The organism is Kitasatospora sp. NPDC087315, assembly GCF_044744345.1.
In the GTDB taxonomy this organism is placed as follows: Bacteria; Actinomycetota; Actinomycetes; order Streptomycetales; family Streptomycetaceae; genus Kitasatospora.
In genome coordinates, this window is the sequence record NZ_JBIUYD010000005.1 from 298,512 (window position 1) to 321,411 (window position 22,900).

General features: G+C 75.2%; 19 protein-coding genes. 13 read left to right on the top strand and 6 right to left on the bottom strand.

Annotated features, from left to right (window positions below; translation table 11 throughout):
- The first annotated feature begins 197 nt into the window (after positions 1 to 197).
- The 4 genes from ACIO5D_RS10015 (at position 198) to ACIO5D_RS10030 (ending at position 4,537) form a co-directional block, all read left to right on the top strand.
- A complete protein-coding gene (locus tag ACIO5D_RS10015; protein ID WP_363604259.1) occupies positions 198 to 1,478 on the top strand; it encodes an MFS transporter in 1,281 nt (426 codons plus the stop codon).
- A 270-nt stretch (positions 1,479 to 1,748) separates the two neighbouring features.
- A complete protein-coding gene (locus ACIO5D_RS10020; protein WP_363604257.1) occupies positions 1,749 to 1,958 on the top strand; it encodes a ferredoxin in 210 nt (69 codons plus the stop codon).
- Positions 1,948 to 3,321, top strand: coding sequence for an NAD(P)/FAD-dependent oxidoreductase (locus ACIO5D_RS10025; protein ID WP_400650213.1), 1,374 nt, complete (start codon positions 1,948 to 1,950; stop codon positions 3,319 to 3,321). The genes ACIO5D_RS10020 and ACIO5D_RS10025 overlap by 11 nt, the downstream gene beginning before the upstream one ends.
- A 31-nt stretch (positions 3,322 to 3,352) precedes the next feature.
- On the top strand, positions 3,353 to 4,537 hold the full coding sequence (locus ACIO5D_RS10030) for a cytochrome P450 (protein WP_400794655.1): 1,185 nt from the start codon (positions 3,353 to 3,355) through the stop codon (positions 4,535 to 4,537).
- 163 nt (positions 4,538 to 4,700) lie between these two features.
- Here ACIO5D_RS10030 and ACIO5D_RS10035 read toward each other — a convergent pair whose 3' ends face one another.
- The 6 genes from ACIO5D_RS10035 to ACIO5D_RS10060 all read right to left on the bottom strand — a co-directional run bounded on the left by ACIO5D_RS10035 (position 4,701) and on the right by ACIO5D_RS10060 (position 13,327).
- The gene (locus tag ACIO5D_RS10035; protein WP_363604252.1) at positions 4,701 to 5,363 is read right to left on the bottom strand and encodes a 2OG-Fe(II) oxygenase; all 663 of its coding nucleotides are present in this window, start codon (positions 5,361 to 5,363) and stop codon (positions 4,701 to 4,703) included.
- Positions 5,364 to 5,529: 166 nt separating this feature from the next.
- Entirely contained in the window at positions 5,530 to 5,910 is a 381-nt protein-coding gene (locus ACIO5D_RS10040; RefSeq protein ID WP_363604251.1) for a tail fiber domain-containing protein, read from the bottom strand.
- Positions 5,911 to 5,912: 2 nt separating this feature from the next.
- Entirely contained in the window at positions 5,913 to 6,452 is a 540-nt protein-coding gene (locus ACIO5D_RS10045; protein WP_400794657.1) for a hypothetical protein, read from the bottom strand.
- A gap of 214 nt (positions 6,453 to 6,666) precedes the next feature.
- Entirely contained in the window at positions 6,667 to 9,588 is a 2,922-nt protein-coding gene (locus ACIO5D_RS10050; RefSeq protein ID WP_400794659.1) for an AAA family ATPase, read from the bottom strand.
- A 158-nt stretch (positions 9,589 to 9,746) separates the two neighbouring features.
- Positions 9,747 to 9,965: a hypothetical protein gene (locus tag ACIO5D_RS10055; RefSeq protein ID WP_363604242.1), complete on the bottom strand. Its 219-nt coding sequence runs from the start codon at positions 9,963 to 9,965 to the stop codon at positions 9,747 to 9,749.
- Positions 9,966 to 10,042: 77 nt separating this feature from the next.
- On the bottom strand, positions 10,043 to 13,327 hold the full coding sequence (locus ACIO5D_RS10060) for a type 2 lanthipeptide synthetase LanM family protein (protein WP_400794661.1): 3,285 nt from the start codon (positions 13,325 to 13,327) through the stop codon (positions 10,043 to 10,045).
- A gap of 455 nt (positions 13,328 to 13,782) precedes the next feature.
- Between ACIO5D_RS10060 and ACIO5D_RS10065 the strand changes: the two genes are divergently transcribed.
- The 9 genes from ACIO5D_RS10065 (at position 13,783) to ACIO5D_RS10105 (ending at position 22,665) form a co-directional block, all read left to right on the top strand.
- Positions 13,783 to 14,421 (top strand): helix-turn-helix transcriptional regulator, encoded by a 639-nt coding sequence (locus ACIO5D_RS10065; protein WP_363604239.1) that lies wholly within the window; start codon positions 13,783 to 13,785, stop codon positions 14,419 to 14,421.
- Positions 14,418 to 15,041, top strand: coding sequence for a response regulator transcription factor (locus tag ACIO5D_RS10070; RefSeq protein ID WP_400794664.1), 624 nt, complete (start codon positions 14,418 to 14,420; stop codon positions 15,039 to 15,041). The genes ACIO5D_RS10065 and ACIO5D_RS10070 overlap by 4 nt, the downstream gene beginning before the upstream one ends.
- A 40-nt stretch (positions 15,042 to 15,081) precedes the next feature.
- Positions 15,082 to 15,939 carry a dimethylargininase gene (ddaH, locus tag ACIO5D_RS10075; RefSeq protein ID WP_400794666.1) on the top strand — a complete coding sequence of 286 codons (858 nt, stop codon included), beginning with the start codon at positions 15,082 to 15,084 and terminating at the stop codon, positions 15,937 to 15,939.
- Positions 15,940 to 16,209: 270 nt separating this feature from the next.
- Entirely contained in the window at positions 16,210 to 16,890 is a 681-nt protein-coding gene (locus ACIO5D_RS10080; protein WP_400650236.1) for a class I SAM-dependent methyltransferase, read from the top strand.
- Positions 16,887 to 18,368 (top strand): class I adenylate-forming enzyme family protein, encoded by a 1,482-nt coding sequence (locus ACIO5D_RS10085; protein ID WP_400794668.1) that lies wholly within the window; start codon positions 16,887 to 16,889, stop codon positions 18,366 to 18,368. The genes ACIO5D_RS10080 and ACIO5D_RS10085 overlap by 4 nt, the downstream gene beginning before the upstream one ends.
- On the top strand, positions 18,365 to 19,144 hold the full coding sequence (locus ACIO5D_RS10090; RefSeq protein WP_400794670.1) for an alpha/beta fold hydrolase: 780 nt from the start codon (positions 18,365 to 18,367) through the stop codon (positions 19,142 to 19,144). The genes ACIO5D_RS10085 and ACIO5D_RS10090 overlap by 4 nt, the downstream gene beginning before the upstream one ends.
- Complete coding sequence (locus ACIO5D_RS10095; protein WP_400794672.1) at positions 19,137 to 20,123, top strand: RimK family alpha-L-glutamate ligase; 987 nt, start codon at positions 19,137 to 19,139, stop codon at positions 20,121 to 20,123. Before ACIO5D_RS10090 ends, ACIO5D_RS10095 begins: the two co-directional genes overlap by 8 nt.
- A complete protein-coding gene (locus ACIO5D_RS10100) occupies positions 20,120 to 21,277 on the top strand; it encodes an AMP-binding protein (protein ID WP_400794674.1) in 1,158 nt (385 codons plus the stop codon). Before ACIO5D_RS10095 ends, ACIO5D_RS10100 begins: the two co-directional genes overlap by 4 nt.
- A complete protein-coding gene (locus ACIO5D_RS10105; RefSeq protein WP_363604228.1) occupies positions 21,274 to 22,665 on the top strand; it encodes a DHA2 family efflux MFS transporter permease subunit in 1,392 nt (463 codons plus the stop codon). Before ACIO5D_RS10100 ends, ACIO5D_RS10105 begins: the two co-directional genes overlap by 4 nt.
- Positions 22,666 to 22,900: the final 235 nt, after the last annotated feature.

The window sequence follows — 22,900 nt, forward strand, 5'->3', positions numbered from 1 at the left end:
TAATGTCAAAACCGGGCGCTTCACCCCCGGGCCGGGCGTTTCGGGGCCCCCCCGGCCTCCCCGGGGGGGGGCCCGCGGGGGGGGGGGCCCCCCCCCCCCCCCCCCGGCGCTGCCGCACCTTCCTCCCTCCCTCTCCTTCTCCCGCTCCTCCTCCCGCCCTCCTCCCGCCCTCCACGCGCCCGACGAAAGGTCCGACCATGGCGACGACCACACTGGCAGGCGCCGGCCCACGGCTCTGGGCACCCGCCCGGCTGCCCTCCTTCCGGCTGCTCTGGCTGGGCCAGTCCCTCTCCCTGCTCGGCGACGGCTTCAGCTACATCGCGTTCTCCTGGATCACCCTGAGCCTCACCCACTCCACCCTCGCCCTCGGCTATGTGCTCACCTTCCAGGCCGTCCCCCGGGCACTGCTCACCCTGGTCGGCGGCTCGCTCAGCGACAAGTGGTCCACCCGCACCCTGATGATGTCCTCCAGCTGGGCCCGCGCCGCCCTGATGGCGGCGGTCGGACTGGCCGGGCTGAGCGGCACCCTGACGGTCTGGATGCTCTGCGCCGCGGCCGCCGCCTTCGGCGTGGTCGACGCCTTCTTCCAGCCCGCCCGGGTCTCCATCCTGCCGTCGGTGGTGGAGAAGGAGCTGATCACCCCGGCCAACGCGCTGCTCGGCGTGGGCACCCGGGTCTCCGCCGTGCTCGGCCCGGCCGTCGGCGGCCTGGTGGTCGCCGTCTCGGACGCGCCGGTCGCCTTCGTCGTGGACGGCGTCTGCTTCGCCCTCTGCGGCCTCTGCGTCTCCCGCGTCCGCACCCTCCCGCGCCGCCCGGCGGCCGACCCTGGCGACCCTGCCGACGTACCCGAAGCGCCCGCCGCCCCGGCCGCCGAGGACTCGCTCCGGTCCCGGATCCGGGTCGGCCTGCGCTACACCTGGGAGGACCCGCGGCTGCGCACCGTGCTGGCCGTCGACACCGCCGTCAACTTCTGCTACGCCGGGCCGTTCACGGTCGGTTTCGCCACCCTCGCCAAGGAGGCCCTGCACGGCGGCTCGACCACCCTCGGCCTGCTCAACGGCGCCCTGGCCGGCGGCGCGATGCTCGGCACCCTGGTCGGCGGCACGGTCGGCGGCCGCCCCCGGGTGGGCCTGCTGATCGCCGCCCTGGTCGGCTGGCTGGCCGTCGGCATGGGCCTGCTCGGCGCGCTCGACAGCCTGCCCGCCGCGGTCGCCACGGTGCTGGCGATGGGCTTCGGCATCGGCTTCCAGGGCGTCTTCGGCCTGAGCTGGATCCAGCGCACCATCCCCCAGGAGGTGCTCAGCCGGGTGATCTCGGTGGACATGGTCCTCGGCTACGCGGCCGCGCCGCTCTCCCTGATCGTCTGCGGCGCCCTGGCCCAGATCGGCACCGGCGCGATGTTCACCGGCGTCGCCCTCGTCCTGACCCTCACCGGCCTCGCCGTCCTCGCCTCCCGCCGCGTCCGCGAGATGCGCTAGCTGCTCCGACCGCACAGGTTCGCCGGGTCGGTGCCGGCCTTCCCCTCCGGAAGCCCCGGGCGGGGAAGGAGCTCCACACACTCGTCACGGGGAGCGGCGGCCTGCACCGCGGCGGGCCGGGCCACCGCTGCACTGGTGGGCGGGGCGGTCGGCTCGGCGGCCGCCGCGGCGGCGGCGGCGTCCCCGGGCAGCCGCCGTGCGAGCGTCCGGTTCTCGTCCCATGCTGGGAGAGAGGGGGGTGCGGCGGCAGAGGGAGTGGTGGGGATGGGGATGCGAACCGTTGTGGACCTCACGCGTTGCCAGGGCTACGCACAGTGCGTTTTCCTCGCGCCGGGGGTGTACCAGCTGCACGGTGAGGAGGGACTGCTGTACGCCCCGGCCGTCCCCGACGACCAGGTCGGGCGCGTGCGCCAGGCCGCGGCGGCGTGCCCGGTCCAGGCCATCCTCCTCGGTGAGGAGGTGAGCGCCGATGACCGGTGACCTGAAAGAGGGCCGGATCGTCGTCGTCGGCGCGTCGCTGGCCGGGTTGCGGGCTGCGGAGGCCTTGCGGGAGGAGGGCTTCACCGGCTCACTGACTGTGGTCGGCGACGAGCCCCATCCGCCCTACGACCGGCCGCCGCTGTCCAAGCAGGTGCTGCTCGGCCTGGCGGCGGCGGACACCACGGGGCTGCCGATGCGCCGGGATCCGGACGCCGAGTGGCGGCTGGGCGTACGCGCCACCGGCCTGGACCCCCTTGGGAAGCGGGTGATGCTGGCCGACGGCGAGTCGCTGCCGTACGACCGGTTGTTGATCGCCACCGGGACCAGGGCGCGGCCCTGGCCCAACCCGCAGGAGGCCGCTCTGGACGGGGTGTTCACCCTGCGTACCCGCGAGGACGCCGGCGGCTTGGCCGAGCGGTTGGCCGCAGGGCCACGGCGGGTGCTGGTGATCGGCGGCGGCTTCACCGGCTCGGAGATCGCCTCGGCCTGCCGGGAACGCGGACTGGACGTCACCGTCGCCGAACGCGGTCCCGCACCTCTGGTGGGCGCGCTCGGCGGCACCCTGTCGAAACTCGCGGCCGCCATGCAGCGCAACCACGGTGTGGACCTGCGCACCGGAGTGACGGTCACCGCCCTGCGCGGGGACGACAGCGGCCGCTTCACCGGCGCGGAGCTGTCCGACGGCAGCCGCGTCGAGGCGGACGTGTGCGTCGTGGCGTTGGGGGCGGTCCGCAACGTCGAGTGGCTGGCGGACTCCGGACTGGCGGCGGGCCCGCGCGGAATCGCCTGCGACGCCGGGTGCCGCGCCTTCAACATGTACGGAATCGTCACTGACGACCTCTTCGTCGCCGGCGACGTCTCCCGCTTCCCCCACCCGCTGTTCGGTTACCAGATGCTCTCCCTCGAACACTGGGGAAACGCGGTCGAGCAGGCCGGGGTGGCGGCCCACAACATGGTCAGCCCAGGGCCCCTGCGGCGCCCGCACCTTGCCCTCCCGACGTTCTGGTCGACCCAGTTCGGGCTCAACATCAAGTCGGTGGGCGTGCCCACCTTCTCCGACCACGTGGTCATCGCCCAGGGTTCTTTGGAGGCGCGCCGTCTGGCGATGGTCTACGGCTACCAGGGGCGGGTCACCGCGGCGGTCACCGTCGACATGGCCAAGTCGCTCGACTACTACCGGCACCTGATCGAGACGGCTGCTCCGTTCCCGCCCCCGCCCGGCGCGGCGGACCGCGCGCTCGCGGCGGACATCCCGGTCCCGTCCGACGTGCCGGATCCGAAGAGGCTGTCCCACGGCCCCACCGTGGCGCTCACCGGATATCTGCCCGACCGCCGACTGACCGTGGTGCGGCCCAACGGCTGACCCACGTCCCGCCCAACGACGAGGAGCCACCATGGACTCCGACACCTTGCTGGCCCGGATCACCGACTACGCGAACCGCCCCAACCCCTACCCGCTGTACGCGGAACTCCGCGAGGCCGGTCCCGTTGTACGGCAGGCGGACGGCAGCTACCTGATCGGCACCTACCACGAGATCGCCGCCCTGCTCCACGATCCACGGATGAGTGTCGATCCCCGCACCCGTGGCGAGACGACGCACAAGCCGCCGTTCCTGCGGCTCGACGACCCGGAGCATCACAGACTGCGCACCCTGGCCATGCGGCCGTTCGGCCCCCCGCACAGCCCGCACCGGGTCGATACCATGCGCGACGAGATCGCCCGGCTCACCGAGGAACTGCTGGAGCCCTTCCAGGCGGGCCACCGGATCGACATCGTCGACGACTTCGCCTACCCACTGCCCGTCACGGTGATCTGCCGCCTGCTCGGCGTGCCACGTGAGGACGAGCCGCTCTTCCGGGCGTGGTCCGACGCGATCGTCGCGTCCGCCGACGTCAGGCCCGAAGAGGACTCCACCGGGCGGGACAAGGCGGGCGACCAGGCGCGGGGCGAGATGGGCCGGTACCTGGTGGACCTCGCCGAGAAGCGCCGTGGCAGTCCAGGCGACGACATGCTCTCCGCCTTCGTCAACGAGCCGGACCCGGCCCTGCGGCTCAGCCGGGAAGAACTCGCGGAAACCGCCGTGCTGCTGCTCATCGCGGGACACGAGACCACGGTGAACCTGATCACCAACGGGGTGCTCACCCTGCTGCGCCGGCCCGAGCATCTGGATCAGCTGCGTCGCGAACCGGACCTGCTGCCGCGAGCGGTGGAGGAACTGCTGCGCTACGAACCCCCGGTCCACATGCGCGAACGCGTCCCCCTCGCCGACATCGACGTCGCCGGCACCACCATCCCCGAAGGCACCTCCGTCGTGCTCGCGCTGGCCTCGGGCAACCGCGACCCCAAGCGGTTCCACGAGCCCGACCGGTTCGACCCCGCCCGCCCGGACAACCAGCACCTCGGCTTCGGCAGCGGTATTCACCTGTGCTACGGCGCACCACTCGCCCGCATCGAAGCCGAGGCCGCGCTCGGTGCGCTGATCTCCCGCCTCGGCACAGCACGCCTGGTCCAGGACCCGCCCCCCTACCGGCAGAACGCCATGCTCCGCGGCCCCCGCCACCTGCCCGTCCAACTCTGAGGCCGCCTGGCGGGGCGTGCCGGCGATCGGGCTCTGTTCCGCGGGTGCGCCGCCAGGTGCGCCGACCTTCCAGCGGAACCCGGAGAGCCAGGCAACGGCATCAAGGCTGGACCGGACTTCGAGCGGGACGACGACTTCGATCCCGGCGTGGTGTCCGTCGTGCTCACCTGGCCGGCCCACCACCTCCTGCCGGCCGTGGCCGCGGTGGCTGCGGCCGTCGTTCCGCGCGTGCGGGGTCGGGGCTGCACAGCCAGCCGTTGACGGCGAAGCGGCTGTCCGCGTGCTGCCTGCTCGGGCAGCCGACCGGCCGGACCTCGTGCCAGGCGGTGGGGCGGAAGAACACGATGCTGTCGTGCTCGGGCTCCCAGTCCCGCCAGGTGCGCTCCTCCCACTTTCCGGTCGTCCCGGTGTACAGCGGCAGGGCGGCGTCGAACACCCGCAGCTCGCCCCCGTCGAAAGGCCGGGGCGTGCGATGCAGGTAATACACGAACGTGAGCAGACGCCGGGGGGAGAACTCGGCGCTGGTGTCCTGGTGCGGCCGGTAGAAGTCGCCGTCGTTGTGCACGTTGAGGCTGTAGCTGGGTTCGGTGTTCCGGCAGGAGACTCCCAGCGTGTGCTCGACCGCCTCCAGGACCTCGTCGATGGCCGCCATCAACTCGGGCGCGGCGAAGTCCTGGCACGACCGGGAGCGGCGAAAGTCGGGGACCACCTCCCGGTCCCGGATCATGGAGGGCTTCAACGTGTCGCCGGCGGAGGCGATGGCGCGCTCCAGGAGGGCGCCGGCCGTCCGCTCGCCCAGGAACTGGGTGATGCGACAGACCGTCACCGGAAGCCGCCAGATCGCGTCCGTACACACCGGCGACCGCTGATCCACCGCCTCGGACGGTCCCGTCACGGTGTCGTGTGGTGCCAAGGTTTCCTGCCTTCCGGATCGCGACGAGGGTTCCGCGGGGGCCGACTCCCCCGAGTCGCCCAGGGATTGGGCTCCGCCGTCACGCGGCCCCGGGCGTGTGCACGCCCGCGGCTGCTCGCAGCCGGTCCACTTCGGCCGTGAGTTCTTCCACGCGGCGGTGCAGTGCCTGGACGCACACCAGGGCGACGCCGAGGCCGTCGACGACGGGGATGGTGGTGTCGTCCCGGTTGAAGCCGAAGGCGGCGTGCCAGTCCTGGGCCATCGGCCCGAGGTGGCGCACGTCTTCGGGCTCCCAGAGGTAGCGCCAGGTGCTGACGGGCAGCGCGGCCACGGTCTCCAGGACGGCGTGGCCGTTGACCGCACCGACCGGGGCCACCCCGCCGTTCTCCTGTGCCCCGGCCGGACGACGGGCCGGGACGGTGTGGTCGGCCGCCCGGGACGGCCGGCGGAAGAGCCGCATCCCTACCGGCTCCAGTCGACCGGGACCACGTCCTGCTTGAGCCCGCGGTCACTGCAGACGGCGCACGGGGAGCCCGGGACACCGGGGCCCTGGTCGGTACCGATGGTGATGGCTCCGTGGGCCCCGGCCGGGGCGTGGACGCCGTCGCCGACCATCGCGGCTTCGTAACCGCCCAGCAGCTCCTGGAGCGTTCCGGGGCCCAGGTTCTCCGGGGCGGTGATCGCGGCCACGCCGTCGTAGTCGGTGTAGGCCGCGCCCAGCGTCCGGCCGCCGACGGTGGCGAACACGATCCGCGCACCGCGGATGGGCTGCCCGGTCACCGCGTCGCTGGCCATCGCGTAGATGTTCTCCAGCTGCATCTGGGTGATGTTCAGGCTCGCCTGACTGGCCGTCAGCCTGGTCGGCTTCAGGCTGGGGCACTCCTCCCCGCTGCACGGCGCGGCCGCCGGGGTGGCCGCGGACGCGGTGACACCGCTCCCCGCGCCCAGCGACGCCAGAGCCGCGGTCATCACCGCGATGGTCTTACGACCTGCAGAACTCATGTCCACTCCCACGGGAACTGCCCGGGCGTGAACTCCGCACCAACGCACGACGGCCGGGACGACGGGCTGCCGCCCCCATTCGGACGACGCGACCGAGCGTATCCACGCCCACCTGGCCCAACCGGCGAACAACCACGAGTTCGCGCGATCTGATGAACCGCCACCAGAACGGTGACGAACGCGATCGACGAACGCGAACCAATGAGCGCAGAACCTATCCCGGCCCGGCGGCGGCCGAACGGGCGCAGAGGGCGGTGCGGTTGGGCTCGTCGGTCTTGGTGATCAGGCTGGCGATGTGCTTCTCCACGGTGCGCGGGGAGATGTAGAGGCGGTCGGCGATGTCCTTGTTGCTCAGGCGCTCGGCGAGCAGGACGAAGACCTCGTACTCGCGGACGGTGACGCCGAGGGCGCGCAGGTCCTCGGGGATGCGGCTGGTGCCGGTGCGGTGCTGGTGGACGGGTGCGCCGAGGCGGCGCAGGGCGGCGCGGCAGGCGTTGGCGACGGCGGCGACGTCGTGCTGGTGGAAATGGTGCTCGGCCCGGCGCAGCCAGGCCACCGGCTCGCCCCAGCCGTCGGCGTGGGCGGCGTCGGCGACCAGCCGCAGGCCGAGGTGGAGGGTGGTGGGGTAGGGCTCGGCGGCGCGCAGGGCCTCGGCGACGGCGGCCGCCGCCTCCTGGGGGCGGCCCTCGCGGCCGAGCAGGACGGCGTCGGCGAACAGCACGAACTGGCGGTTCCAGCGCATCCGGCCGGGCGCGGTGGCGGCGGCCTCGTCGTGCCGGGCGCGGCCGGCCCGGCCGTCCAGGCCGTCCAGGACGTCGAGCAGCAGGCCGATCCCGTGCCGGCCGCTGAGGTAGTAGGTGGAGGGGTTGTCCCGTTCGAGTTCGCCGACGGCGTGCAGTTCGCGCCGGGCGGTCTCGCGGTCCTCCTCCATGAGCGCGCAGAACGTCCGGGCGAGGCCGAGGGTCAGCGGTTCCTCCTGGGAGCCGGCGCCGTCCCAGGCGGCGAACGCGGCGAGCGCCTCGTCCATCCCGGCCCGGTCGCCGAGGTGGGCGGCGAGGGTCGCCCGCGCCATCAGGACGTAGCGGACGGCGGGGGCGAGCCGCAGGCGCCGGACGACGGTCAGGCACTCCTCGGCGGCGGCCCGGGCGGCGGCGAACTCGCCGCGCAGGACGGAGTCGAGGATCAGGATGCCGTCGATGGTGTAGACGATGGTGGCCGAGCCGAGCCGCAGGGCCTCGTCGCGGGCCGTGGCCAGTCCGGTGGCGTCGCCGTCGGCGAGCCAGCCGTTGCCGCCGATCCGGGTGAGCGCGTACATCCGCTGGAGCGGCAGCCGGTGGCGTTCGGCGGTGGTCAGGGCCCGTTCCAGCATGGCGTGGGCCTCGGCGGGGTCGCGTTCGCGGGCGACCGAGGCGAGCAGTTCCCAGGCCTGGCAGACGACGGTGGGCAGGTCGTGCCGCTGGGCCGCCTCGACGGCCGAACGGGCCAGCTTCTCGGCCTGCTGGGTGCGGTCGGGGCCCGGGGTGTCCAGCGCGAGGTAGGCGGCGGCGACGTCGACCGGCGCCGAGGCGGCATCGTCGGGGGACGGGCCGAGGACGGCCCGGGCCCGGGCGATCTGCCGGTTGCCGTCGGCCCAACGGCCCGCGGTGTGGGCGACCTTGGCGAGCCGGGTGTGCAGCGCGGCGAGCCGGGGGGCGCTCAGGCCGGCGCCGCCGAGCGCGTGCAGGTGTTCGGCGAGGTCGAAGGCGCGGGTGAAGTCCCCGGCCTCGGCGAGCGCGGGCAGCAGCGACTCCAGGACCTCGGCCCGGCGGGCGGGGTCGGCGCTGCCGGCCAGCAGCCGTTCGGCGCGGTCCAGCAGGGTGATGGCGGAGCCGATCGCGCCGTCCGCCAGGGCCCGTCGGCCGGCCTCCGCGAACAGTCGGCCCGCCTCGGCGCGTTCGCCGGCCTCGGCGCGCAGCCCGGCGACCAGCGGGCACCATTCGCCGGTGAGTTCGGGGTGCAGGGCCTGGACGGCGTCGGCGGCCCGGCCGGCCAGTTCGGCCCGGGTGCCGGGGGTGAGCTGGGTGAACAGCGCCTCCACGGTGAGCGGGTGGCGGAAGGCGTACCAGTCCGGGGCGGGTTCGTCGGGGACGACCAGCTGGGCGGCGACCCCGGCGTGCAGATGGCTGAGCAGGCTGCGGTCGTCGATGCCGGTCATCCGCTGGAGCACGGTCAGCGGGAAGCGCCGGCCGAGCACGGCGGCGGCGGAGAGCAGGGTCTGGCCCTGCGGGCCGAGCCGGTCGATCCGCCGCAGGATGCCGCGGGCGAGGGCGGTGGAGACGTCGCTGCGCAGGTCGCCGACGACCCGCCAGCCGTCGGTGCCCTGGACCAGCGCGCCGCCGCTGATCATCGACTGGAGCAGTTCCTCGATCAGGAACGGGCTGCCGGTGCTGTCGTCGCAGAGCCGGTCCAGCACCGTCTCCGGGACGCCGTCCGGCTCGGTGCCCAGCTGGGCGGCGATCATGTCGCGGACCTGCGGGCGGGTGAGCGGGGGGAGTTCAATGAGGGTGCCGACGCCGCGTCGGCGGGCCGAGCCGGCCAGGTCGAGGGCGTCGCAGAACTCGGTGCGGATGGTGGCCAGGAGCAGCACGGGCGTGTACTCCAGGTTGTCCACCAGGTACTCGACCACGGCGAGCGTCTCGGGGTCGGCGTCGTGCAGGTCCTCCAGCAGCAGCAGTTGGCCGCGGCCCTTGGCGGCGCCGATGAGCAGCCGCAGGACGGCCTCGCCGAGGATGACCATCGAGCTGTTCTCGTGGTCGCCGGTGTTCCAGTCGGGTATGAGCCGGCCGAGCACCGGCCGGTAGGGGCCGAGGGCCAGGTCGTCCACCGGTTCCCCGCTGCGGAACAGCGACATCAGGGCCTCCGTGAGCGGCCGGAACGGCACGGTGGGCCCGGTGGTGCTGCTGCGGCCGCGCAGGACGCGCATGCCGGAGTCGAAGGCGGTGCCCACGGCCTCGGCCGCGAGGCGGGACTTGCCGATACCCGCCTCCCCGACCAGGAAGACGACGCCGCCGCGCCCCTGCCGCGCGTCGGACAGCGCCTGCTGGAGGGAACGCAACTGTGAGTCACGTCCGACGACATACGGCGCATGGGAACGCATGACCGGTGAGCATAGTTGATGCGGGCCGCTCAACGTCAGACCGCGTGCCGCCCCGGCAGGGACGGGACGCGGCGGTGCGGGCCCGCTGCCTGCGCGGACCCGCACCGCCGTCGTGACGATCCGTCGTGACGATCCGTCGTGACGATCCGTCGGGGTGCTCAGATGTGCGGCGCGGAGACCGTGGTGTCCAGGCTGCTGAGGGTGATCACGATGCCGCTGGTCAGCACCATGCCGGCGAGGACGCGGGCGCGGGCGCAGGCGCGGTTGCGGCCCGAGAGGCGGATCCCGCCGGCCGGGTCCTGCTCCTGGCCCTGGACCTGCTCGGCGGCGGCAGCGGTGGTGGCAGCGGTGGCGGCGGTGGCGGTCGGCTTGTTCATGAGGGTGGATCCCTTCTGGTGGCCTTGCGCGGGTACGGGGAGCGGATCGGGGGAGGTGCGGCGGTGCGGCGGAAGGTTCAGCGGGTGGTGCGGTGCGGGCCGCTCGTCGCCCGGGGGGCGTGGTCGAGCAGCAGGACGGAGGGCACGGTCCCGGGGAAGCCCAGCCGGAGCAGGGCGTAGCCGATGCCGGAGAGGCCGGTGAGCAGCCCGGGGGACGGCACGTGGTCGGGGGTCGCGCAGCGGTGGCCCTGCTGCTCGATCAGGCCGAGCACCTCGCCGGTGCGGTGGGTGAGCGCGTCCCGGGCGCCGGGGTGGCCGCGCTCCGCGAGGACGGTCAGCGCCTCCAGCGCGCCGAGGGTGCCGTGGCCGAGGCTCAGGTCGTCGCTCCCGCCGGGGGCGGAGAGCAGGCGGACGCAGTGGTCGAACCCGTCGGCCAGGGCGTCGTCGGCCACCGCGGCGTCGGTCAGGGTGTCCGCCGCAGCGAGCGCGACGCCGGCGAGGCCGGAGTACCAGGAGAGGTCGCCGCCCGCCCCGGCCCGCACCGCGGCGTCCAGCGCGGGGCGCAGCAGCGCGGCCCCGGCGGTGGCGTACGGCCGCCCGTCCGCGCCCGCCTCACCCCGGACGGCGGCGTACCTCAGCAGCGCCCAGCCGGTGCCCGCGTCGCCGTGGGCGAGGCCGGTCGCCCCGGAGCCCGCCCCGGTGAGGGCGAGCAGCCGGTCGGCGAGGCGCCGGGCCTGCTCGGCCGCCCGCTCGGCCACCCGCCGGTCGCCGGTCGCCCTGCAGAGGGGCAGCACGGCGGCGAGCGCACCGGCGAGGCCGTCGGCCAGACCGGTGACGGGTCCGGTGGCACCGGGCCCGTCGGGCAGGGCGTCGGCGGCGTGGGCGAGGGCGGTCAGCGCGTCGGAGAGGCAGCCGTCGAGCTCGGCCCGGACGCCGTCGCGGTCGCCTTCGCCGCCCAGCAGTTCGGTGAGCCGCAGCAGTGTGTGGACGATGCCGCCCAGCCCGTTCAGGGCGCCGGGCCCGACGGCGGCGCTCAGCTCCGGGTCCGTGACCAGCGCGGAGAGCAGCGCCGGCAGCGGCCGGACCGCCTCCCGGGCCAGCGCGGTGTAGCGCGGGGCCCCGGCGAGCGCGCCGGTCTGGGCCAGGAAGAGCGCCACCCCGCAGTAGCCCTGGGCGAGTCCGCCGCCCATCGGCAGCACCGCCCAGTGCGCCCCGGCCACCCGTTCCAGGCCCAGCCAGTTGGCCCGGCCGTCGCCGTGCACGGCCCGGGCGGTGATCTCGTCGGCGATCCCGCAGGCGGCGGCGAGCAGCCGGGGCGACTCGGGCACGACGGCCGGTACCCGGACCGGGGCCAGCTCCGAACGGGGTCCGGAGTCGGTCGAGTTGGCGCTGGAGACGGCGAGGGTCGCGGAGATGACCCACTCCTGGTCGTGGCGGTCCACCTCGTCCATCGCGGCGATCTTCCCCTGGACGGCGACCAGGCTGGGCACGGGCAGGATCCCGTCCACCCGGACGTCACGGCCGGTCCAGACCGCCGTGCGCCCCGGGCGGTGGAAGAACAGCGGCACGTCCCCGCGCCAGAGTTCGGCGATCTCGTGCTCGATCAGCCGCTGCCGGGCCGGGTCGTCGGCGGACTCCGTCCAGAGCACGGCGAACACCGAGTCCCGGGCCAGCGCGTCGTGCAGCAGGTCGGGGTGGGTGGACTCGTCCAGCAGGGTCGTGTAGAGCCGGGTCGAGCGGACGAGCAGCCGGGCGGGCGTGTGCGCCCAGCGGCCCAGCAGCCCGTCCGTGCCCAGCGCGCCGGCCGCGCCCGGCAGCCCGTCCGTGCAGAGCAGGCCGTCCGTGCCGAGGAGTTCGGCGCGGTGCGCGGTGATCGCGTCGTAGCCGGCCCGGAACCCCTCCAGCAGCGCGGCGCGGTGGTCGGCGTGCCCGGCCGTCCGGCCCTGCGGCAGCGGCTGGTTCTGCCCGGCCGGGCTCTCCACCGGTCCGCGGACGGCCCGCATGGTGTCCGTCCCGGCGTCCTCCCAGCGCAGCCCGTCGCTCGGGTACGCGCCGCTGTCGGCGCGGCCGAGGGCGGAGATGTCCAGCGCGCCGTTCTCGCCGATCAGCAGGTTCGGCAGCAGGCAGGTCCGGTGCACCGAGGCCTCCAGCGCCCCGGCCGCCGGGTCGGCGCCCGCGGTGGTGGCGGCCGGCAGGCCGGTGTGGAACAGGGTCTCGGCGTCCACCAGCACCGGCTGGTCGCCGGAGGCGATGACGTTCTCGTAGTGCATGTCGGCGCCGTCCACCGCGTACAGCAGGGCGAGCAGCGCGCCCTGGCGCCGGTAGAAGCGGTCCGCCGCGGTGACCGAGCCGCACCAGTGGTGCTCGACGAACTCCAGCCAGCCGTACCCGGCGCCGCGCACCGACCGGGGGGTACGCAGGCCCAGCCCGGCCACCTTGCCGTTGAGCCAGCCGACCGCCTCGTCCAGCAGCGCGTGCTGCCCCAGCGGCCGCGGCTTGTAGACGACGGCGCCGCCGTCCGTGAAGTGCAGCAGTGCGACGGAGCGGTTGCCCCGGTGGGCGTCGCCGCGGCCGAGCTCCAGCCGGACCAGCGCGCCCGGGTCCTCGCCCCGGAAGAGTCCGGCGACCAGCGCGGCGCGGTCGGTGTGGAGGCGCTCCGCCAGTTCCAGCACGGCCTCGGCCGCGTCGGCGGCCGTCCCGCCGAGGATCCGGGCCAGCACCGGGTAGCGGGTGAAGAGCCGGGACAGCCCCGGCCCGGTGCCGAGTTCGGCGGTGAACGCGGCGAACCGCTCCGGCCCGGTGGCCCCGGTGAGCCGGCCCTCGGCGCGGGCCTCGCTCAGCTCGCGGACCAGCGTCCGGGCCGCCCGCCGGACCAGCTGGTGGCCGAGCCGCTGCTCGAACGCGGCCCGGACGGCGGCGTGTTCGCCCTCGGGCAGGGGCAGCCGCGCGGCCACCCCGGCCCAGGCCTGGGTGATCAGCGGGCGCAGCACCGGCAGGAAGACCTCGACGCCCTCGCCGTGCGCCTGTTCGGGCGCCCCCGCGGCCGCCGGGGCACCGGCCACCGCCCGCTCCACGTACCGCGCCCACCGCGGCTTGGCCGACCGGGCGGCCAGGCGGTCGGGCAGTTCGTCCCCGAGCGCGAAGGCCTGCCCGTCGCCGAGGCCCAGGCTCGCCAGCCGGGCGGCGAACCCGGCGCGGTCCCCGGCGGACCACGGCCCGGGGCCGCGGCCCGGGGCCGCGGCCGGCCCGGCCACCGGGAGGCCCGGCGTGGCGAGCCGCTCGCGCAGGGTCAGCCCGCGGGCCCACCACCAGCGCGGCAGGGTCGGGGTCCGGGTGTCGGGGGGAGTGGCGGTGTCAGTCACAGGACCAACGTCCCAGAGCCCCCCACCCCCCACATGGGGGCCGGTTCCCCATATTCTCCCGCCACTACCCAGGAGCCCCCAGGTTTCGCCCACCCGGGGCACCGGCCTCCCGGGGACCGCCCCCACCAGGGCGGGAGCGCCGGGCCACCGGGGGCCACCGGGCGGCGCGGCCGGGCGGCGCCGCCCGCCCCCGCCCGGCCCGGCCCGCCGTCACCGGGGCCGACCCGCCGTCACCAGGCCCGGAGCACCCGGTCGCCGGGGTCCGCCGCCGTACGGTCCGCACCCCGCGCCCCGGCCGCGGGCAAAGCTGGGGGGCCGCTCCCGATGCCACCCCCACCCGCCGGCCCGCAGTCTCTGTCCAGTACCACCAGCTGTTGCGCAGCACCCCTGCCCCGCTCAGCCCGTACCTGTCCCGCGCACCGCCCCGACCGGGCGGATGACCTTCGGAGGACCCGGTGGGAGAACCCGTACCTGTCAGCGTCGTCGCCCTCGACCCGGTGCTGGAAGCCGGCACCAAGAGCACCCTGTACGCCTGCCCGGACGTGACCGTGACGGAACCGGACACCCCGGGCGCCCCCGGCGGCCCGGCCGCGGAGCCGCGGGTGGTGGTCATGATCGTGGACCGGTTCGCCCGGGCCGAGCTGGACATGCTGCGCGCCACCCGCGACACCGCCGGCCGGCCCGCCGTCGTCCTGGTGGCCAGCGATCTGACGCCCGGTGACGCGCTGCACGCGCTGGCCGCCGGGGCCCGCGCCCTGCTGCGCCGCCGGGAGGCCGACGCGCCCCGGCTGTCCCGCGCGGTGCTGGCCGCCGCCCGCGGCGACTGCACCCTCCCCCCGGACCTGCTCGACCAGTTGCTCAACCGTTCCGGCGCCGCCGGTGACGCCCCCGGGTGGGCGGCGGCGGGCCTGTCCGAGCGCGAGCGCTCCGTGCTGAGCATGGTCGCCGACGGCCACGAGACCAGCGAGATCGCCCAGCGACTCGCCTACTCCCAGAGAACCGTGACCACCGTCGTGCACGACATCACCCAGCGGTTCCGGCTGCGCAACCGTGCCCACGCGGTCGCCTACGCGCTGCGGGCGGGCCTGCTGTGAGCGCCCTCCTCGCCGAACGCGCCCCGCAGGCCCCGGCCCCGCGCGCCCATGTGCTCGCCGGCCCGGCCGCGCCCCGGCTCACCTCGATGCTCGGCCACGCCGGGATCGCCACCTCCCCGCACCCGGGCAGCGGCACCGTCACGGTGGCCGCCGCGCCCAGCGTCGAGGACGCCGTCCGGACCGGCGCGGCCACCGACCGCCCGCAGCTGCTGGTCTGCGACACGGTGACGCCCGCCGGCCTGCGGCTGGCCCTGCACGTCGGCGTCGCCGCCGTCCTGCGCTCGGCCGGCCTCACCCCGCCCCACCTCGCCGCCGCCGTGCACGGCGCCCACCACGGCGACGGCCGGATGCCGTACGCGGCCCTCGCCCAGCTGCTCACCGACGCCGTCTCCCCCGCCGTCCGGCCCGCGGCCCCGCCGGCCGCGCCGGCCCCGCTCACCGCGCGCCAGGCCGCGGTGCTCGACCTGATGGCCGAGGGCCACGGCAACGCGGTGATCGCCCGGACGCTCCGCTGCTCCGAACACACCGTCAAGAACGTCATCTACGAACTGATGGCCCGGCTCCAGGCCCGCAACCGCGCCCACGCGGTCGCCCACGCCGTCCGCCTCGGCCTGATCTGACCCGATCCAGCCGATCCCGATCCTCTCCCCGGAGCCCCCCATGACCGCCCCCGCCCTCGCCCTCAGCTCCCCCGCCGCCGCTCCCACCCGCCTGCGGACCTCGCGCCCGCGCCGCATCCTGATGTGCCGCCCCGAGTTCTTCGAGGTGAGCTATGCGATCAACCCCTGGATGAACCCCGACCGGCCGGTCGACACCGACCTCGCGACGGCCCAGTGGGAGCGCCTGCGCGCCCTCTACACCGAGGCCGGCCACACCGTGGAGCTGATCGACCCGGTCCCCGGCCTGCCCGACATGGTCTACGCGGCGAACGGCGCCACCGTCATCGACGGCAAGGTCCTCGGTGCCCGGTTCCGCAACCCCGAACGCGCCGCCGAGGGCCCCGCCTACCTCGACTGGTTCCGCGACCGCGGCTTCACCGAGACCCGCGACCCGAGACACGTCAACGAGGGCGCGGGCGACTTCCTCGCCACCGACAGCTGGATCCTGGCCGGCCACGGCTTCCGCAGCTCCCCCGAATCCCACCGCGAGGCCCAGGAGTTCTTCGGCCGCCCGGTCCTCGGCCTGGAGCTCACCGACCCCCGCTACTACCACCTCGACACCGCCCTCGCCGTCCTCGACGGCGACGAGATCATGTACAACCCGGCCGCCTTCTCCCCCGCCGCCCGGGCCCTGCTGGACCGCACCTTCCCCGACGCCCTCCTCGCCACCCCCGAGGACGCCGCCGTCTTCGGCCTCAACGCCTTCAGCGACGGCCGCGACGTCTACCTCCCCGAACCCGCCCACCACCTCGCCGCCCGGCTGCGCGCCCGCGGCTTCCGCCCCCGCCCGGTCGACCTCTCCGAACTCCTCAAGGGCGGCGGCAGCATCAAGTGCTGCACCTTGGAGCTGCGCCCCTGACGGGTGCCGCGCACTGCCGGTGTCGCTGCGCTTCCTTCTCTGCCCGGCGGCGGCCCCGGCGGGCACCATCGAGGTACTCGAACAGAACGCCAACAAGCGTACGGAGGACCGGAGATGACCGACGAGAGAGGTCACCGCGCGGTGCGCGGCGGCGAGCCGAGGCACTCGACCCGGCAGGGGCCCGGCGACGCGCGGCACGCGCGGCCGCGGCGGCGCCCGCTCGGTCTCCGCCGGTCCACCGCGCACGTCTGACCCCGGGAGGAAACGACCATGCGGACCACCACTCTTCCCGAGCTCTGGGACCCGACGACGTTCGACGCGCTGCGCCGCCGGCTGATCCCGTCCTTCGACCTGCTGTACGGCAGCGCGGCCGGCGCGGTCGCGCTGACCGTCGCCGAACGGCCCCGGATCCTGGACCTCGGCGCGGGCACCGGACTGCTCAGCGCGGCCGTGCTCGACCGGATCCCCGGTGCCGAGCTGCTGCTGGTGGACCACTCGGCCGGGATGCTCGGCCAGGCGGTCGACCGGTTCCGCGGCAACCCGCGGATCGCCACCCTGGTCGGAGAGTTGACCGACGCGCTGCCGGACGGGCCGTTCGACGCCGTCGTCTCGGGCCTGGCGATCCACCACCTCCCGCACGAGGAGAAACGGGACCTCTTCGCCCGGATCCACCGGGTGCTGGCGCCCGGCGGGGTGTTCGTCAACGTGGAGCAGCTGCTCGCGCCGAGTCCGCGCCTGGAGCCGATGTACGACCACCGGCACGAGGCCCATGTGCACGCGTCGGGCACCCCGGCGGAGGAGTGGGCCGCGGGGCGCCGGCGGATGGCGTACGACATCTGCGCCGATCTAGACTCGCAGCTGACGTGGCTGCGGGAGGCCGGGTTCCAGCAGGTCGACTGCCTGGCCAAGGACTGGCGGTTCGCCACCTACGCGGGCTGGCGGGCACTGTGACCGCCGCCGGGCCCGAGGGCCTCTACCAGGCCGTGCGCGCCGTCGCGGACCGCCGTCCCGACGCGTGCGCGATCCAGCGGACCGACGGCGGTACGGCCGGCTACGCCGAACTCCTCGGCCTGGCCGACCGGATCGCCGGCGGGCTGGCCGAGCACGGCGTCCGGGCCGGCGACTGCGTGGCCTACGCGCTGCGCGGCGGCATCGGCTACGTGGCGCTGATCCTGGCCACCGCCCGGCTGGGCGCCCACTACGTCCCGCTGCTGACCGGCTTCTCCGAGCCGGAGGCCAAGGAGGCACTGCGGCTCACCCGGCCGGTCCTCCTGGTCACCGACCCCGCCACCCCTGCCGACACCACCGCCCCCGCCCGCCGCGCCGTTCCGGCGGACGCCCCGGCCGCCGTCCCGCTCGACCGGCTGGCGTCCGCCGAACCGCTCGCGGACGACACCCCCGCCCACACCGGAGTCTTCCGGGTGCTCTGGTCCTCCGGCTCCACCGGCTTCCCCAAGGGGATCGCCTGGCGCCAGGACACGTTCGTCCGGGAGCGGCGGCGCTGGATCGCCGACACCGCGATCCGGGACACCGACGTGGTCTTCTGCCGACACACCCTGGACGTCGCCCACGCCACCGACCTGCATGTCTTCGCCGCGCTGCTCTCCGGCGCCCGGCTGGTGCTCGCCGACCCGGACGCCCCGCCCAGGGTGCTGCTGCACCAGCTCGTGCGGTACCGGGCCACCGTGATGAGCGCGCTCCCCCGGCACTACGAGGAGCTGGCGGACGCCGCCGCCCCCGGCACGGACCTGGCCGGGATCCGGCGGGCGCTCTGCGGCGGGGCGTATCTGAGCCCGGCCGTGACCCGACGGGCCAGGGAGACCCTGGGGCTGAGGATCCGCGAGATCTACGGCTCCACCGAGTTCGGCCTCGCGCTGGGCGACATGGCGGACGGCCCGCCGGGCGACGGTCTCGCCCCGGTGGCCGGGGTCGGCGTCCGGATCGCCCCGCTGCCCGGCACCGGCGGTGCCCCCGACACCGGCGAGCTGGTGCTCCGCTCGGACTGCACCAGCGAGGGCTATCTGGAGCAGGACGCGGCCAACGCCCGGACGTTCCGCGCCCCCGAGTTCTGGACCGGCGACATGGCGCACCGCACCGCCGACGGCCGCTACCGGATCCTCGGCCGGCTGACCGACGCCCTGGCCACCCCGGCCGGCCCGGTGCTCGCGCCGCTGCTGGACGAGGAGATCGAGGCCACCGGGGCCGTCGCCGAGGCGGTGAGCCTGCCGCTGCACCCCGGCGCCTACCGGAACGAGGTACTGGTCGCGGTCCGGCCGCGCGGCAGCGTGGCCGAGGCCTCCACCGCCGCCCGCGCGGTGCTGCGCCGGCACGGTCTGCACGGCCGCGTCGAGCCGGTCGACGCGGTGCCGCGGACCGAGGTCGGCAAGGTCGACAAGCCGTCCCTGCGCGCGCGGCTGGGGCTGACATGACCGGGTACGAGCCGCACGGCACGGGGACCCCGCTGGTCCTCGTCCCCGGACTGGCCGCCACCGGGCGGTTCTTCGCCCCGGTCGCCGGGGAACTGGCCGCCAGGCACCGGGTGGTGACGGTCGAGCTGCCCCGGCACGGACCGGCCACCGTCCGGCGGGCGGCCCAGGAGCTGGCCGACGTGGTCGACCGGCTCGACCTGCGCGGGGCGGTGCTGCTCGGCTGGTCGCTCGGCGCCACCGTCGCCTACGAGTACCTGGACCGCTTCGGCGCCGGGCGGATCTCCGCGCTGGTCTCGGTCGAGCAGTCGCCCCGGCTGACGGTCGGGCCCGGCTGGCCGCACGCGGCCTTCGGCGGGCTGGACCCGGCCGGTGTCGAGCGGCTGCGGACGACCGCCCTGACCGACCCGGCCGCCTTCGCCGACAGCCTGGTCCGGGGCTCGTTCGCGGCCGGCACCGAACCGGACGAGGCGCTGGTCGCCGAGCTGACCGCCGAGGCGCTGCGCTGGACCCCGGAGGCCTGCGCCACCCTGTTCGCCGACGCGGCCGGGCTGGACTTCCGGGCCGGGCTCGCCGCCGTCACCGTCCCGACCCTGCTGGTCCACGGCGCGCGGAGCCGGGTCTACCCCACGGACGTCGGCCGGTGGCTGGCCGGCACCGTCCCCGGGGCCGAGCTGCGGGTCTTCGCCGACAGCGGCCACCTGCCCTTCGTCGAGCAGCCGGACGACTTCGTCCGCACGGTCACCGACTTCATCGCGAGGAGTGTCAGCCATGCCTGAGAGCACCGTGCGCCGCGTCTGCTGGATCTACCCCGAACGCGCCAGCGCCCACCAGCGCGCCTACGAGGACCGCGCGGTCTGGGACACCCTGCGGTCGCTGGCCAAGAACCTGTCACTGGAGCTGAGCCTGCACAAGCCCGAGGACGTCTCGGTGGACGCCACCGACCCGGCCCGGCCGAAGGTCTACCTGAAGGGCGAGCGGGTCACGCCCGAGGACACGGTCTTCGTCACCATGCTGTGGTCGCTGCCGCACCAGACCCAGGACGTGGCCAACCAGCTCTTCCTCTACACCGTCCTGGAGCGGCTCGGCTTCTACCTGCCGATGCCGCCACGGCTGAGCTACATCGTCGCGGACAAGATGGCCACCGTGCTGCACCTGGCCGGCAGCCCGATCCCGCCGATGCCCACCGTGAAGATCGGCACCGGCCGGGACGCGATGACCGGCCACTACGACCCCGCGCTGGACGCGCTGGACTTCCCGGTGCTCGTCAAACCGGCGAACTGGGCGATGGGGCTGGGCGTCTCCGTCGTGCACAACGTGCACGACCTGCGCGGGGTGATCGGCCTGGCCGGCGGCTCGGAGACCGCGCTGGTCGCCCAGCCGTACATCGCGAACCCGCGCGAGACCAGGGTCTACGTGGTCGAGGGGCAGGTCCGCGCCGTCCTGAGCGGGTGGAAGGAGGGCTACTGCGGGATGGTCAACCGGACCATCGGCGCCAAGCGCCAGTGGGCCTACGCGGAGCTGCCGGAGCGGATGCTGAGCACCATCGCGTATGTCGCCGAGCGGCTGCCGACCCCGTACTTCACGGTGGACTTCATCTCCGACGGCGAGCGGGAGTGGCTCTCCGAGGTCGAGTTCGACGGCGGGGCCGCGTTCGGCCTGGACGAGGACTCGGACCGGGTCGCCGCCGAGATGGTCGAGGACCGGTTCCGGGCCTACCTCGCGGGCCACGCGGCCAGGACGGCGGCGGCGTCGTGACCATCGGCGAGCTGCCCTGGGAGCGGGTGCTGGACCAGGCCCGCGAGCTGGAGCAGCACGGCGGGGCGCCGGTGCCGGCGACCGCCGGGAGCCTGGCGGACCTCGCGGTGACCGGCCCGGCCGAGATCTTCGAGGTCTCCCTCCGGCTGACCGCGCCCACCGGATCGATCGTCCTGTCCAGCGGCGGCACCACCGGCCCGCCCAAGATCACCTATGTGTCGTACGGCCAGGCGGTCGGCCGGCTGCTCCGCGAGTGGCGTCCGCTGCGGCCCGAGAGCGTCCTGCTGAACCTGTTCACCCCGGGCCGGATGTGGGCCTCGCACTACTACATGCAGGCCCTCGCCGAGCGCAGTGGCTGCCGGGTGGTGCCCAGCGGACCGCTGGAGGCGGGTGAACTCGCCTACTGGCTCGACGCGTTCGAGAGCCTCGGGGTGGACGCGGTGGCGGCCACGCCGAGCGCGCTGACCGACCTGGCGCAGGCCGTGCTCGACGCGGGCCGGAGCCTGCCGCTGCGCACCGTGATCTGGATGGCGGAGCCGTGGACGGAGGCCGCGGAGAAGACGGTGCGCGCCGCCTTCCCCGAGGCCGGGTTCTGGGGCAACTACGGCGCGGTGGAGACCTATGTGATCGCCACCAACACACCGGCCTGCGACCTGCGGACGCTCCATCTGATGCCGGATCAGATCATCGAACCCGACGACGAGGGAGCCCTGTTGAGCCGGGCCGGCGAGGGCTGGACGGTCCCGGTGACCCGCTACCGGCTGGGCGACCGGCTGGCCCCGGCACACTGCCGGTGCGGGCGGCCCGACGGCCTGCGGGTGCTCGGCCGCGCCGACGACACGTTCAAGCTGCACGGCAGCCTGCTGGCCATCGGCGACCTGATCGAACTGGCCACGGCGCTGCCCGGGGTGGCGCAGGCCCAGCTCGAACTGGTCCGCGAGGAGGAGTCCTGGCACGGGGTGCGCCGGCTGGCGGTGCACTTCACCGGCACCGCCGAGCCGGCCGCGCTGCGGCAGCACCTGCTGGACGGGTCCGCCCGGCTGTTCGGCATCGCCCTGCACCACCCGGAGGCGCTGGCGGTCGCCCGCGTCGACCGGCTGACCCGGGTCGAGCGCACCGGCAAGGTGCCGCCGATGATCTGGCGGCAGCCGTGACGACCGCCGTCCGGGGCCGGCCCTGGGCCGTCCTGACCGTGGTCTCGGTGGCCTTCTTCCTGGCGCAGCTGGACGCGCTGGTGGTCACCGTCGCGATCCCGCGGATCCGCGAGCAGCTCGGCGCCTCGCTCGGCGAGGCGGTCTGGGCGCTCAGCGGCTACCTCCTCGCGCTGGCCGCCGGGCTGATCACCGGCGGGCGGCTGGGCGACCAGTTCGGGCACCGCCGGGTCTTCCTGACCGGGCTGGCGGTCTTCACCGTCGCCAGCCTGGCCTGCGGGGCGGCCCGGTCGCCGGGCCAGCTGATCGCGGCCCGGGTGCTCCAGGGCGTCGGCGCGGCCCTGTTCTCCCCGCAGACCATGGCGATGCTGGTGCGGCACTTCCCGGCCGAGCGCCGCGGTACGGCCTTCGGGGTCCGGGGCGCGGTCGGCGGCGTCGCCGCGGTGGCGGCACCGGTGGTGGGCGGCGTGCTGGTCGGCGCGCTCGACTGGCGGTGGGTCTTCCTGGTGAACGTCCCGGTCGGGGTGGCCGCGATGGTGCTGGGGCGGCTGGCGATCCCGGACGCCCGGCCGACCGGCGGGCAGCGGCCGGACCTGCCGGGGGCGGCGCTCGCGGCGTCCGCGCTGCTCTGCCTGAGCTTCGCGGTCACCCAGGGCGCGCAGTACCGGTGGAGCGGCTGGATCTGGGCGCTGTTCGCGGCCGGGGCCGCGCTGTCGGCCGGCTTCGTGGCGCAGCAGCGGCGACGGCAGGAGCACGCGCCCCTGGTGCCGTTCGCGCTCTTCGCCGACCGGGCCTTCACCCGGATGACCGCCTGCGGGGCGGTCGTCGCCACCACGGTGACCGGGCTGGTGGTGCTGCTGTCGATCTACTTCCAGTCGGTGGCGGGCTACGGCGCGCTGCTGGCCGGGCTGGTCCTGGTGCCGGCCTCGGCCTGTTCGATGCTCCTCAATCCGGTGGCCGGCCGGCTCTCGGGCAGGGTCGAGGGCAGGCTGCTGGTGCTCGGCGGGCTCGGCGCGACCGTGGCGGGCATGCTGTGGGCCGCCGCCGCGATGCGCACCGGCGCGCGGTGGCCGGAGTTCGTGGCACCGATGTGCGTGATCGGGGCCGGCAACGCCTTCCTGCTCACGCCGCTGGTGACCGCCGCACTGCACGACGTGCCCGCCCGGCTGAGCGGAGCCGCCTCCGGGGTGCTCGGCACGGCCATGCAGGTCGGTTCGATGGCCGGCGCCGCCGTCGTCGGACCGCTCGTCCGGACCACGCCGTCCGCCGGTTCGGTACGGCTCGCGCTGGTCCTCCTCGCCTCCGCGGCGTCCGTCGGCGGGCTGGCCTTCCTGGCCGCCCGGACGACGCCGCGGGTCCTCGTCGGCAGCGGATCCCCGGAGAGGGGGTGAACACCATGAAGAAGCGCACCGTCCAGAACGACAGCACCGCCGAGAGCGGCCGCTGGATGATCCACGCGGCCCCGGCCGCCCAGCGGTGAGACCGGCAAGGCCCGGCCACCCGCACCACGCCGCTGGTCCCGGTCCACGACGGATCCCCGGAGAGGGGGTGAACACCATGAAGAAGCGCACCGTCCAGAACGACAGCACCGCCGAGAGCGGCCGCTGGATGATCCACGCGGCCCCG